Origin of the sequence: Colwellia sp. Arc7-D (genome assembly GCF_003061515.1) — a bacterium.
Classification (GTDB): domain Bacteria; phylum Pseudomonadota; class Gammaproteobacteria; order Enterobacterales; family Alteromonadaceae; genus Cognaticolwellia.
Map to the genome: position 1 here is coordinate 2,172,456 of NZ_CP028924.1, position 14,129 is coordinate 2,186,584.

General features: G+C 37.0%; 12 protein-coding genes and 1 pseudogene. 3 read left to right on the forward strand and 10 right to left on the reverse strand.

The features are described 5' to 3' along the window. Window position 1 precedes the first annotated feature (1 nt). Genes edd through zwf form a run of 3 tightly spaced genes read right to left on the reverse strand, consistent with a single transcriptional unit; the run spans window position 2 to window position 4,013 of the window. A complete protein-coding gene (gene edd, locus DBO93_RS09575) occupies window positions 2–1,834 on the reverse strand; it encodes a phosphogluconate dehydratase (RefSeq protein ID WP_108457794.1) in 1,833 nt (610 codons plus the stop codon). 17 nt (window positions 1,835–1,851) lie between these two features. Next, window positions 1,852–2,544, reverse strand: a complete 693-nt coding sequence (gene pgl, locus DBO93_RS09580) for a 6-phosphogluconolactonase (protein WP_108456146.1) — start codon at window positions 2,542–2,544, stop codon at window positions 1,852–1,854. Further along, window positions 2,544–4,013, reverse strand: coding sequence for a glucose-6-phosphate dehydrogenase (gene zwf / locus DBO93_RS09585; protein WP_108456147.1), 1,470 nt, complete (start codon window positions 4,011–4,013; stop codon window positions 2,544–2,546). Before zwf ends, pgl begins: the two co-directional genes overlap by 1 nt. Before the next feature lie 317 nt (window positions 4,014–4,330). Here zwf and DBO93_RS09590 point away from each other — a divergent pair, with 317 nt between their 5' ends. Further along, window positions 4,331–5,179 (forward strand): MurR/RpiR family transcriptional regulator, encoded by an 849-nt coding sequence (locus DBO93_RS09590; protein ID WP_108456148.1) that lies wholly within the window; start codon window positions 4,331–4,333, stop codon window positions 5,177–5,179. Between the two features lie 67 nt (window positions 5,180–5,246). Continuing rightward, on the forward strand, window positions 5,247–6,701 hold the full coding sequence (gene pyk, locus DBO93_RS09595) for a pyruvate kinase (protein WP_108456149.1): 1,455 nt from the start codon (window positions 5,247–5,249) through the stop codon (window positions 6,699–6,701). Window positions 6,702–6,920: 219 nt separating this feature from the next. On the opposite strand, the gene DBO93_RS09600 is transcribed toward pyk, so the two are convergent. Together DBO93_RS09600 and DBO93_RS09605 are read right to left on the reverse strand one after the other, a co-directional pair. Next, window positions 6,921–7,769, reverse strand: coding sequence for a DUF6279 family lipoprotein (locus tag DBO93_RS09600; RefSeq protein ID WP_108456150.1), 849 nt, complete (start codon window positions 7,767–7,769; stop codon window positions 6,921–6,923). 26 nt (window positions 7,770–7,795) lie between these two features. Further along, a complete protein-coding gene (locus DBO93_RS09605; protein WP_108457795.1) occupies window positions 7,796–8,722 on the reverse strand; it encodes a LysR family transcriptional regulator in 927 nt (308 codons plus the stop codon). A 230-nt stretch (window positions 8,723–8,952) separates the two neighbouring features. On the opposite strand from DBO93_RS09605, the gene DBO93_RS09610 reads away from it, so the two are divergent. Beyond that, the gene (locus tag DBO93_RS09610) at window positions 8,953–9,642 is read left to right on the forward strand and encodes a type 1 glutamine amidotransferase domain-containing protein (RefSeq protein ID WP_108456151.1); all 690 of its coding nucleotides are present in this window, start codon (window positions 8,953–8,955) and stop codon (window positions 9,640–9,642) included. A 207-nt stretch (window positions 9,643–9,849) separates the two neighbouring features. Here DBO93_RS09610 and DBO93_RS09615 read toward each other — a convergent pair whose 3' ends face one another. The 5 genes and pseudogenes from DBO93_RS09615 to DBO93_RS09635 all read right to left on the reverse strand — a co-directional run bounded on the left by DBO93_RS09615 (window position 9,850) and on the right by DBO93_RS09635 (window position 14,114). After that, window positions 9,850–10,335, reverse strand: a complete 486-nt coding sequence (locus DBO93_RS09615; RefSeq protein WP_310733285.1) for an SMI1/KNR4 family protein — start codon at window positions 10,333–10,335, stop codon at window positions 9,850–9,852. 95 nt (window positions 10,336–10,430) lie between these two features. Continuing rightward, window positions 10,431–10,667 (reverse strand): hypothetical protein, encoded by a 237-nt coding sequence (locus tag DBO93_RS09620; RefSeq protein WP_162533758.1) that lies wholly within the window; start codon window positions 10,665–10,667, stop codon window positions 10,431–10,433. 415 nt (window positions 10,668–11,082) lie between these two features. Further along, on the reverse strand, window positions 11,083–11,907 hold the full coding sequence (locus DBO93_RS09625; RefSeq protein WP_108456153.1) for a LytTR family DNA-binding domain-containing protein: 825 nt from the start codon (window positions 11,905–11,907) through the stop codon (window positions 11,083–11,085). Then, window positions 11,904–12,976: pseudogene (locus DBO93_RS09630) on the reverse strand (histidine kinase). The gene DBO93_RS09625 and the pseudogene DBO93_RS09630 overlap by 4 nt, the downstream one beginning before the upstream one ends. An 85-nt stretch (window positions 12,977–13,061) precedes the next feature. Then, window positions 13,062–14,114, reverse strand: a complete 1,053-nt coding sequence (locus DBO93_RS09635; protein ID WP_108456154.1) for a phosphotransferase — start codon at window positions 14,112–14,114, stop codon at window positions 13,062–13,064. Window positions 14,115–14,129 lie beyond the last annotated feature (15 nt).

A 14,129-nucleotide genomic window follows, 5' to 3' on the forward strand; every position in this document is an offset into this window, starting at 1 on the left:
ATTATAGTCCGCCTTGAAAATTCTCATCAAATAGTGAACAAGCACCCGTCTCAGCAGAGCTTAAGTTACGACGCATAAAGCCAAATAGTTCGCGCCCCATGCCTTGGTGATGACCATTGACGTGAAAAATAGCATTTTCACGGTTAGCTAGTTCACTTTCTTCAACTAATAATGTTAACTCGCCAGTTTCGCCATCAAGTAAGATCATATCGCCAGTTTTAATTTTTGAAATTAAACCGCCATCTAAAGCCTCAGGACATAAATGAATAGCTGCAGGAACTTTACCAGAAGCACCTGACATTCTGCCGTCGGTAACTAGTGCAACTTTGTAGCCTTTGTCTTGTAAAACACCTAATGGTGGCGTTAATTTGTGTAGCTCAGGCATACCACGTGCTTTAGGTCCTTGAAAGCGAACAACAGCAATAAAGTCTTTTTCTAATTCGCCGGCGTTAAAAGCGATATCTAGTTCATGTTGGTCTTCAAATACAACTGCAGGTGCTTTAATAACAAAGCTACCTTCACGAAGTGATGAAGTTTTCAGCACTGAAATACCTAAGTTGCCTTTCATAACTTGCAAACCACCATGACTACTGAAAGGTTTGGCAACAGTGGCAATTATTTCGTCATCGCCAGAACTTGTCGCTCCGTCGATCCACAATAACTTGCCATCTTCTAATACTGGACGTTGGGTATATCGGGTTAATCCGCGTCCACATATAGTTTCAACATCTTCATGTACCAAACCAGCGTCAATCAATTCTTTGAATAGCAATGCCATGCCACCCGCTTCTTGAAATTGATTAATATCTGCATGACCATTAGGATAAATACGAGTTAATAATGGCACAGCGTCAGATAAGTCATTAAAATCTTGGAAATTAATGATAATACCTGCGGCTTTTGCGAAGGCAATAATGTGCATAGTTAAGTTGGTTGAACCACCAGTTGCTAATAAAGCAACAATAGCGTTAACGATTGAACGTTCATCAACCATTTTACCGATTGGCATATAATTGCCTGATTGCTGAGTTAAACGCGTTACTTGGCGTGCAGCAGCTTTAGTCAATTCTTCACGCAATTGGGTATTAGGAGCGATAAAAGATGCGCCAGGTAAATGTAAACCCATCACCTCAACCACTAATTGGTTTGAGTTTGCTGTACCGAAGAAAGTACAAGTACCAGCACTGTGATAAGACGCTGATTCAGCTTCTAGTAATTCTTCTTCGCCCACTTCACCTTTAGCAAACTGCTGACGAACACGAGCTTTATCTTTGTTAGGTAAGCCTGAAGGCATTGGACCCGCAGGTACAAAAACGGTAGGTAAATGACCAAATGTCATACTGGCGATCAATAAGCCAGGTACTATTTTATCGCAAATACCTAACATTAAGGCACCGTCAAACATGTTATGCGACAACGCTACAGCAGTTGACATGGCAATAACATCACGGCTCATTAAGCTTAAATCCATGCCTGGTTGACCTTGAGTCACACCATCACACATCGCAGGCACACCACCAGCGAATTGCGCAACACCACCAGTTTCTTTTACCGCTGCTTTAATAATTTCAGGGTAAGTTTGGTATGGCTGATGTGCTGAAAGCATATCGTTATAGGCTGAAACAATAGCAACATCTGAGTGATTAACACCACGCAATGTCGCTTTGTCATCACTACCACAAGCGGCAAAGCCATGAGCTAAGTTGCCACAAGATAAACTTGCACGATGTACAGTTGTAGACTTTTCACCTGCTATTTTTTCAAGATAAGCTGCACGACTCGCTTTACTGCGGTCAATGATACGGTTTGTGATCTGTACTATATTTTTGTTCATAGAAATTTTAGTCATAATTAAAGTGCCCAATAAACTTGTGTATTAACGTCTGGTGCTTGTAAAAATGCTCTGATCGGCATTTCTCGACATTCTTGTCCTGCAATAGCTGTTGCTAACACTTGCTTCTTACTTGCACCGCTTATATGTAAAAATGTATTTTTGCTTTGCGATAATGCGGCAAAACTAAAACTAATACGCTGATAAGGCGCTGATTTTGGTGTAACTTTTATCAGTGCTGCACTATCAGTTGCAAGGCACTGGGTTATTTCATCACTACAAGGAAATAACGAGGCTGTGTGGCCATCTTCACCCATACCGAGGATAAGCACATCTAAAGGCAGTAACTGTTGATTAGCTGCTAAGTTCAAATCTGCTAAAATTTCGGTATTTAAACTGTCGCCCTGTTTAAGATGAAAAAAATTGGCGTTTACGGCTTCATTTTGTAATAGGTTTTCATGTACTAGCTTGGTGTTGCTATCACTTGAAGTAATGTCCACCCAACGTTCATCTGCTAAAGTGATGGTGATAGCTTGCCACGCTAATTTTTTCTTAGATAATGCTTGAAAAAATCCTTTTGGGGTTGAGCCTCCAGAAACAGCGATACTCGCTTTTCCTCTAGATTCAACAGCAGCAGTCAGTATGGCTGCAACTTTATCAGCCAGAGCCACATCTAATAATTCACGTTGCTCGAATTCGTTAATTTGGTACATTATTCCACCCAATGGCGATCATCACGCGCGATTAAAGAAATTGATGAAACAGGTCCCCAAGAACCTGCTGCATATGGTTTTGGTGCGCTATTGGTTGATTGCCAAGCTTCAATAATACTGTCAGCCCACTTCCAAGCAGCCTCAACTTCATCGCGACGAACGAATAACGATTGATCACCTTTTATTACTTCTAGTAATAAACGTTCATAAGCGCCGACAACACGTTGATTGTCATAAGTTTTAGAAAAACTTAAATCTAATTTATTTTCATGGATCTGCATTTGAGAGGCAATACCCGGAATTTTATTCATCATTTCAAGCTCAACGCCTTCGTCTGGTTGCAAACGAATGGTTAATTTATTTGATGGTAATTCGGCATAGCTTTCATTAAAAATGTTATGAGCTTGTTGCTTGAAATGTACAACAATTTCGCTGTGCTTTTGTGGCATACGTTTACCTGTTCGCAAGTAAAATGGTACGCCCGCCCAACGCCAGTTGTCTATTTCAGCTTTTATAGCGACAAAAGTTTCCGTTGAACTATTCGCTTTAGCACCTTCTTCATTCAAATAACCCGGTACAGCGACACCGTTTAGGTAACCGTCTGCATATTGGCCTCTGACTGTTTTTTCTTTAACATTTTGCAGAGTAATTGGTTTAAGTGCTTTAATAACCTTTAATTTTTCATCTCGAATACTATCTGCACTCAAATCTGCCGGTGGCTCCATTGCAAGTAGAGAAAGAACTTGTAATAAATGATTTTGTACCATATCGCGCATTTGGCCAGCTTCATCATAAAAGCCCCAACGCCCTTCAATACCTACACTTTCTGCAACGGTAATTTGTACATGGTCAATGCAATTACGATCCCAGTTGTTAGTAAACAGGCTATTGGCAAATCGTAAAACTAAAAGGTTTAAAACCGTTTCTTTACCGAGATAATGATCGATTCGATAAATTTGTTTTTCTTTAAAATAGCGAGATACTTGGTCGTTAATGACTTTAGATGACTCTAAACAATGCCCGATAGGTTTTTCCATAACTACTCTATCAGCATTATCGATTAATTTAGCTGACTTAAGCCCTTCACTTATATCACCAAAAATTGCTGGTGGAGTGGAGTAATAGTAAACACGTGCACCTTCAACGCTTGATAACGTTTTAGCGAGGTTTTCATAGGCTTTAATATCTTTAAAGTCGAGTTGTTGATAAACCAGTCTGGCTAAAAATTTAGTGACTGTTTCGGCATCAAGCGCTTCTGAAATAAATTCATTTAAGCTTTCATCTATTTGTTTAGTAAAAGCATCAAGCGCTAGATCATTTCGAGCAACAGCAATAATTCGAGTGTCATCACTTAATAAGCCAGCTAATTCTAATTGATATAAAGACGGTAAAAGTTTGCGACGAGATAAGTCTCCCAGCGCACCAAAAATAACAATTTCACTTGCTAATGGGGTATCTATGTTTTTCATAGCATGTATTCTCAATTTTTATTTAACTGTAACTAAACTACATATAAAGCTAATTTATCTGCTATAGCATCGACAGTAAAGTACTTTCTGTAATTTTATTACATTATTTATATTTCATTTAAAAATAACGGCTGCAAGCCAATTTTCAAACAAAGAACTATTAAAGGTTTGCAAAAACCACCACTTTTGTTTTATATTACCCTGAAATATGAAATTAATTTTCATATTTTCTGTTGTAAAGACAGAAAACAAATTACAGTTATTCTTAATATGGACAGTATAGTACCAATTAAGTAACGCGCTAAGGCTAATACGTAATGAATATATTAGAAAAAATCGCCAATGAGTTAGATACTTTCAGTAAATCTGAACGTAAAGTGGCAGAAGTTATATTATCATCACCTGGTACTGTTATACATGCCAGTATCGCCGCCTTGGCGAAGCAAGCTAATATAAGTGAACCAACCGTTAATCGCTTTTGTCGTCGCCTTGACACAAAAGGTTATCCCGACTTTAAACTCCATTTAGCACAAAGTCTTGCTAATGGTACGCCTTATGTTAACCGTCATGTTGACGAAAATGACTCTGCTGATGAATATACCTCAAAAATATTCGAATCAACAATGGCTAACCTAGAATTAGCGCGTAAAAGCTTAGACACTTCAACGATTAACCGCTCAGTAGATTTGTTAACCCAAGCAAATAAAATTTCCTTTTTTGGTTTAGGTGCTTCTGCTGTCGTTGCACATGATGCACAAAATAAATTTTTTCGCTTTAATGTACCTGTTGTTTATTTCGATGACATATTAATGCAACGTATGAGTGCAATAAATAGTCGCCAAGGTGATGTTGTTGTTGTGATCTCACATACCGGCAGAACTAAAGCATTGGTTGATGTCGCCAGTTTAGCCCGTGAAAACGATGCAACGGTAATAGGTATAACAACGGCAGGCACACCATTAGCTAAAGAGTGTAATTTTGTATTATCAGTAGATGTTGCCGAAGATACCGATCTTTACATGCCTATGGCATCGCGCATTGCACAGCTGACGTTAATTGATTGCTTAGCGACTGGATTCACTCTACGTCGTGGCACAAAGTTTAGAGATAATTTGAAAAAAGTTAAAGACAGTCTGCGTAGCTCACGCTTCGAACGTAAAGACTAATGAGTAGCGACAGGTAAAAACCAAACGCTGTAAAACACATAAAAAATATATAAATTTAAGGATTACAATGCCTAGAAGAACCAAAATTGTCGCGACTTTAGGTCCGGCAACTGACGATAGAAACATATTAAAACAAGTATTGGCTGCAGGTGTAAACGTTGTTAGGTTGAACTTTTCTCACGGTATTCCTCAAGATCATATAGACCGCGCTAATATGGTTCGTGAATTATCAAAAGAACTTGGTATTTATGTTGGTATTTTAGGTGACTTACAAGGTCCAAAAATTCGTGTTTCTACCTTTAAGAATGGTCCAATCAAATTAGCAATAGGCGATAAGTTTGAATTAGACGCTTCAATGGCTAAAGGTGAAGGTTGTCAGGAAAAAGTCGGTATTGATTACAAAAAACTTCCACAAGATGTTATCCCTGGTGATATTTTATTACTTGACGATGGTCGTGTGCAATTACGTGTACTAGAAACTAAAGGCCAATCAGTATTTACCGAAGTTACTGTTGGTGGTCCATTATCAAATAACAAAGGCATTAACCGCCAAGGTGGTGGTCTTACCGCCCCTGCACTTACTGCTAAAGATAAAGAAGATATTAAATTAGCAGCAAAAATTAATGTTGATTTCTTAGCGGTGTCTTTCCCTCGTGATGCTGCAGATATGCGTGAAGCGCGTTTATTAGCACAAGAAGCTGGATGTGACGCTCGCTTGGTATCTAAAATTGAACGTGCTGAAGCAGTTAATGATAACGAAGTATTAGACGGTATTATTTTAGCCTCTGATGTTGTTATGGTTGCCCGTGGTGATTTAGGTGTTGAAATTGGCGATGCTGCATTAGTTGGTAAGCAAAAACATATTATTGCTCGTAGCCGTCAATTAAACCGTGTGGTTATTACCGCAACACAAATGATGGAAACCATGATTGAACAGCCAATGCCTACTCGTGCTGAAGTTATGGATGTCGCTAATGCTGTGCTTGATGGTACCGATGCAGTTATGCTTTCAGCTGAAACAGCTGCTGGTAAATATCCGATTGAAACCGTAAAAGCCATGGCGAGCGTGTGTATTGGTGCTGAAAAAGAAAGTTCAGTAACCAATTCAAAGCATCGTGTTGAAACTACTTTTACTGAAGTATCAGAAACTATTGCATTGTCTGCGATGTATGCAGCTAATCACTTAGACGGTGTTAAAGCAATAATTGCCTTAACTGAATCTGGTCATACGACACGAATTATGTCGCGTATTTCTTCAGGCTTACCAATTTACTCATTGTCGCGTCATCCTAAAACGTTAACTAAAACGGCTATTTATCGTGGTGTTTACCCAGTAGCATTTGACTCTACTGGTGCTGTTAATGCTGAAAAAATGGCACAAGACGTAATGTCTGCAGTAGTAAAAGGTTCAGAATTAGTTGCAGGCGATAAAGTTATTCTAACCCACGGTGATTTAATGGAAACTGTTGGTGCAACTAATACGTTAAAAGTACTTACGTTAACTAAAAAGCACTTTGCTTAATATTTTGTAACGTATGACGAAAGCTATTGAGTAAATATCAGTTTTAGTTAATTGGCAATTACTTGTAATAGTACTTAGCATCAATAAAAAAGAGGTAGCATTAAAATGCTACCTCTTCTTTTGTCTGATCACTTAAACCCTTCATAATATTGTTTAATACTTGTGTCTACATAAATCAGCTTGATAAACTAATGGCCTATTTATATGTCCTAACAGCCACTAATCGTTACTAATTAAGTACTCTAAATCACCGATAACTTTATCGAGTTTTTTATTAATACGTTTACGTTGTTTATCATTTGCTGTTGTGACCATATAAAGAAAAATATTAGCAAAAACTTCACTGTTATTATCAGAAATAGTATTAAGTTGCTCATCTCTTAAACTACGTCCATTGACAAATAAACGGTAAAATTCAAACTTAAATTGATGATCGGGTAAATCACCATTTAGCAGTTGAGCAAACTCGTTAGTCCATTGTTGACGATAAGCCATACGGGGCATAAAAGAGCGTTGATATTTTTCACTCAGTTTTGTTACTTGATCTTTTTGTTCATCGGTTAATCGACCAAACCATGACTTAAGTTGATCCTTTTGTTCATCACTACGCTCTTCTAGCCATTCTTGCTCATTCAGGTTTTCAAAGTCATCAATATTATCTTGATTATTTTCTTGTATTGCCGTGATTAGTTGCTGTTTTTGACTGTTCGATAAACTAAAAGCTAAAGGCTGCAATTTTGGCTCTGCCGCCATTAAAAAATTTTGCCAATGTTGTATCAGTTGCGCCAGGTTATCTTTAACACGCTGTGCGTTTATATCACCGTTTATGTCGGCTTTAATACTTTTAAGCTGCTGCACATATACAGGTAACTGTGAAGTGCGATGCCAAAGATGTAATTGTTCAAATTCATTATCAAACAGTTGCTGTTGCTGATCTGTCAGGGTGACATAATCATCCAAGTACCAGTTTGTCCACCAGTCTAAATGGTTATATACAAACCTAAAACTGCAACCTGAAACAAGTACAGCTAACAATACCCACATTAGCGTTGATTTTATTTTTAACATCTAAAGTAACCTTTTCAAGTTCAACATTACGTAGAATTAAAGTTAGTCATCAAACTTAATTGTTGTTGTTCAAAAAACTGTTGAAGAAAATCAATTAACAAACGCAGTTTTTTTGACGTTGCCGCTCCGGGTGGAAATACACCGTAAACATCAATAGCGTTGAGTTGATAATCATTTAAAACAGTTTCTAATTGCCCTGCTTTGATTTTAGGCCAAGCATCATAAACAGGAATTCGTCCCAAGCCATGACCACCTTCAACAAAGGCTGTTCTTGCACTAGCATTATTGGTCGTTATTGTGCCTTTAATATCAACTGTATAGGTTCGACCTGACTTTTCAAGCGTTAATTTTTGACTGGCAAGCTTATAAACGACCCAGTTATGTTGGTTTAATTCGCTGGGTTTGTTTACACGCCCATGTTTTTTAAAATATTCTGGTGAGCCACAAATGCAAGTAGATAACACGGCAAGCTTGCGTGCTTGTAAACCAGAGTCAGACAAAGGTGCGCCTCTTATGGCTAAATCTATACCTTCTTTAAGAATATTTACCACTTCATCGGTTAACATGACATTTAGCTCAATTTTTGGATAAAGATCTCTAAATTTATTTAGCGCAGGCACAATAGTATGCAAACCGACACTCACCGGACAGGTAATTTTGAGTAAGCCTTCAGGTTCATTTTTTACATTTTCTATTTGTTGGTTGGCTGCACTGGCCTGTTGGGCAATGATACGACATCGTTGGTAATAATCACTACCTGCTTGTGTAAGCGCAATAGAGCGTGTTGACCTATTTAATAGTACAACGCCAAGCTGTTGCTCCAATTTTTTAATATGATAGCTAACCACGGCTCGAGAAAGCCCAATATGTTTTGCTGCTGCACTAAAACTACCTTGTTCTACAATATGTGAAAATACCACCATGCTTTTCAGTTGTTCAAAAGATATATCCATTAAATCATCCGTATTAATCATGTAGCCAATAAAACTAATGACACCTATTGTATCAATAATTAAAACAAAGTTATCAATAAACTCTGCATTGTATTAAAAATAATTAAGCCTATAATTTATCCATAGCATGAAGAACATGATTTAAAACGTCGATTAGTTACTAATATTAAAGTACTTAATCAACTTCTACTCCAAAAATTAACACGCATTTAACGCGTAGAGAAGATAAAATGACTACAAATAAAAAAGTATTAATGGTTCTTACCTCACATGATCAATTAGGCGACACTGGAGAGAAAACAGGGTTTTGGCTAGAAGAGTTTGCTTCGCCATACTACCAATTAATTGATGCTGGATATAATGTAACTTTAGCCTCACCTTTAGGTGGACAACCGCCATTAGATCCAAAAAGTGCAGAAGCTGATTTTCAAACAGATGCAACACGTCGCTTTGAAAATGACACCACCAATCAAGCCATATTAGCAACAACCATCAAGTTAAACTTAGTTGATGCAAATGATTATGCCGCTGTTTTCTATCCTGGTGGCCATGGTCCAATGTGGGATTTAACTAATGATCAAAACTCAATTGATTTGATATCAGCATTTATCGAACAAAATAAGCCTGTAGCGGTAGTTTGTCATTCAACGTCTGTATTACTTAATGTTAAAGACAAAGATGGTAACCCTATTGTTAAGGGTAAAAAAGTTGCTGGTTTTACTAATAGCGAAGAAGAAGCCGTGCAGTTAACCGACATAGTGCCATTTTTGCTTGAAGATGAGTTAATTAAGCAAGGTGCAGATTACCAAAAAGGTGACGACTGGGTATCATTCGTTGTTGAAGACAGCGGTATTATTAGTGGTCAAAATCCAGCAAGTTCAAGTGAAGCTGCTGAGCGTTTAATTAAAAAATTAAGCTAATTAAGAATTTATAGCTCGGTTACGACTTAACATAGCCGAGCTAGTAAAAAGTATTAATTTATTTTAATTCCCGAATAATTCAACATTAAGATAATGACTTTGCATAACGTAGATTAATAATGTTAAAAGTTTGATACGCTAAAATACAAACGCCAGTAGTAAACTACTGGCGTTTTTTATTTATTTAAATAAAAAGTATGGGTTAACTTAGCAGACGCTAAACTCCCGTAACCACAGATTAAATGTATCCGCCGTTTTTTCAATGGTTTGATTATTTTGATTGTAAAACCATACTGGAATATCACTGCCAATTTTTTCACAATCTTCATGTTTGAAACAAAACATATTGCCCTTACAATCAGAAGCAAACAAAATATGTCCTTTTGGCATCCCGCTCATTTCATACAATTTAGATAAGGAATATACATCTTCCAGACTTAGGAAGTCTTGAACCTGAGTTAATTCTACTGATAAATCACAGGTTTTTGTCATAACATTGGGTGTATGAAGCAAGCCATAATTAGATAACAAATATTTATATGAGTTAGGTAACGTAACAATCAAACGAGCTTCAAGCTCAGCAATATCTGCAATTGATATAGGGGTCAACGTTTGGTTTTTGCAAAATTCTTCTACAAAACTATCTATAAAGTTATCTTCAGAACTATTGACTAAATCATCGGTACTTCGCACTTATAAACACTCCGAGCTTAAGGCTCTCTAAAATTACATTTTTACATTTTTACATTTTTACATTTTTACATTTTTACATTTTTAAACGAGTTTAATTAATTATCTTTTGAAACATGCTCAAATAAATCAACCAATAAAGAAAATACATTATCTGCTCGGTCAAATGTTTTATCGGCTTGCTGGTATTCCTCTCGCGCGGCATGGTCTTGCCCAATAGCCTGGTAATAATCTCCTGCTTTACTGTGCATTTCAGCGCTTTTATTTAAGTCCGACGTTGAAGAACAACCTGTAATTAGCGTTAACAGTATTAAGCCCATAGTTGATATGCGCACTTTATTCATCCTTGTGTTGCTAATATTGATTTTATTGAGAAGTATTGTTTAATTTTATCAGTAAACTCACTAAAGTTTCTCTGTTTATAGCTTTAATTTTGTATTATTAGATGAACAAAGAATTGTACGAACTAAAAGTGTAGAAAATGCAGTGTTTATAAAAGTTAAGCTTTATAATTTACTTTCAATGCCATAGAAAAAGCTGCACTCAAGGAAACACTATGGTGAGCTTCTTGATGAAGCGCTATAACATCTAGATTAGTTTTCTCTAATGCTTTGTTTGGGTGGGTACCTAAAACGAACACAGGTATCTTGTTTAAAGATAAATTTGTTAGGCCAACAAGCTACTAGGTCTAAATCGTGTATAGGAGAAACGATAAATCCCCCGAGAGCTAGCACTGTAATTTCTGATAACTTAAGCGGTAACGGCTTTTTTAACTTTTTCTTTGTAACTGCGGCTAACTTTCAATTCTTTACCGTTTGACATCACTAAATAGTATTCGCCGTTAAGCTGGCTACAAAACTTATTGATGTAAGTTTTGTTTACGATTGTTGAACGATGACTTCTAAGGAAACGCCTAGGATCTAGTACTTCTTCTAATTGTTTCATGGTTTTTCGTAAAATATGTGTACTATCATGCGTGTGTACACACATGTAATCGCCAGCAGCATCTATCCATAAGATATCTTTTACCGGTACCCTACTGACTTCACCAGCGTCTTTTATCGCTAAAACATCGGAATAACTGGAGATACTAACGGGTTCATTGTTTTCTAATTCTTGAAGAATTTTTTCACAATCGTTACCGGTAACGTCACTAACAAGTCTCACCAGTTTAGATTTATGTTTCGCGTTGACTTCACTACTTATGTTCTGACGTATTTTATCTAAGGTTTGTGCGAGTCGTTGTTCATCAGCAGGCTTAAGCAAATAGTCTTGTGCATGTACCTCGAAAGCTTGCATCGCATATTGATCATAAGCGGTAACAAAAACTACCATGGGCAAATGTAAGCCCTGTTCAATGATAGCTTCAACCACTTCAAATCCATTTAGCCCTGGCATTTGAATGTCGAGAAATATCAAGTCAGGCTGATAAGCTCTAACGGCTTCTAATGCAGCTCTTCCGTTAGTACATTGAGCGATAATTTCTATATCTTGGTGTTCTTGTAAACGCACCGCTAACCCTTTTCTGGCTAGAGGTTCGTCATCAACAATAATAGTGGTGAGCTGCTTGCTCATATTCGACCGCCAACTTCATAGGGAATTCTTATGCTTATTTTAACACCAGTTGGTACATTGTTGGCAACAACTAAAGAAAAATCATTCTGATACAAAGCTTGTAAGCGTTCGCGGGTATTAACTAAACCAACACCTTTTTCGCGAAACAAGTTACCATTTTGAATGTCAGCGCCTGGACCATTATCAGCCAATTCTATCAGTAAATCGTTACCGAATCGGTGCACTGAAACGTGAATGGTGCCCCTTCTTCTTGCACCGCTACAGCATGCTTAATTGCATTCTCGGCTAATGGTTGCAATATCATGCTAGGAACTAAAGCTAAGTTACAATCGCCAGCAACTTCACAAATTACTTGTAAGCGTTCTTCAAAGCGTACTTTTTCAATATCTAAATAAAGCCTGAGTGCTTGTAATTCACTGTCGAGTGTTACCCGCTTCATTGGATCTTTATCAAGAGAATAGCGCAAAAACTCACTTAACTTGGTCACCATGCCATTCGCAGTTTTATTTTCTTCTACCAAAATGAGAGTAGAGATGGCATTCAAGGTGTTGAATAAAAAATGCGGATTTAACTGATAACGTAACATTTTAAGTTGTGCTTGATGAGCAACATTATTGGCACGTAAAACGTTTTGCTTTTCTTTTTGCAACATTTGGTAATACTTAGTACCAAAATATAAGCCGCTCCAACTTAAAATAATAAAGAAGGATAACAGGCTATTTTTGGTGTAATAAAGCCAAAAATCTGGGCGGTAACCATGCTTGTATATTTCCCAGTAATTAATGTTTTTAACCACTTGCCATAATACCCCAGTGCAATAAGAGGTGAGTATCACCACGAAGGCTATTTTTAGCGGGGTAAAATTCCAGATACGACGATAAATATACCTAAGCGGCGCGGTAAATAACCAACCGGCGTAAGCATTTAATAAAATGATAACAAGAAAAATATCGCGTAGATCGTGCAGCAACGAACCTAAGTAATGTACTAAGGCAAAACCACACCAGCCAGCTGTATGTACCAACCAAAATAAGCGATTTCTATTTTCTACAAACTCTTTCCAATTCACACAAAACACCCATTAGTGAAGTTAGCGTAATTATGCGCTATGCAAAGCACTCTCGCACTACCACTAGTCTTAAGATTAGTACGCCTTATCTCATTTCATCTAAAATATTGTTTACCTGAGGGTGGCACATCGGTAATAGCATTATTTGTTTTTTAGCTAAAATTTTGTATTTTACCTGACTAGTGTCCTTATATTTAGATAAGTACCATAAGCAATTGATTAGGATAGATAAATCATAGTAACGCGTAACTAGAAATATAGAGGGTATAGGCATGCATTGCTTATTGACTAGTGAATTGTCGACAATATCAGCTATATTATTGGTTGCTAAGTGAGCCTGATTTATAGATATGTATTGATCATTGATTAAGGCTATTTTAGCGCGTTCAATCTCGTTAACTGCCATTAACATGGCTAGGTCAAAATCTACAGGTGCGATACATGCGCATTCAAAATCTATTAACTTATGCACAGCAACTGAGTTTAGTTGTGGATATTTTAATTGCATAGCATTGCTAAAGTTGGCATCACCATGACAAAGTACTTGTTCAATACTTCCTAACGTTATATTCACATTTGTTAAGTTTTGTTGTAACACCTTTGATAACGACATTAAGTTATTTAGTAAGACGTCATTACACGTTATATTTTCAAATAATTCGCTTATGGTATTAGAAATATCTAAGGTGGGTATTTGAATTTTTGTTGTTTTTTGATCAACACTTTCTAGATTAAGCTGATTTGTTGTTTGCAGATTATCTAACGGTTCAAGTGCATTGTATTGCAAAGCGTAATCAATACGATGACACCGTGACAGCAGGGTTAACATAGTGGCTATTTTAGCGACTTCACTCTGTATAACCGTATCAAGCCCCTCTCCTACTATAAACTCGGTAATTAACCAGTTATTACCTACATACACTACATGAGGAGAAATATTATGGTTAGCCGCGATTTGGCTTGCTAAAGCTTCAGTACTGTTTGGACTTACATACTTGGCGAAATAAAAATTATTTTTATATTCAACACGAAAGCATGGCTGACTAAGACCTGTATTTATCTCATTTATGTCAGTTACCTTAAGTTTTTTAAAACAAGGCAACTGACAAAGCATTTGACTTAACGTTTGCTGTTGCATGGTTACCCGCTTAAA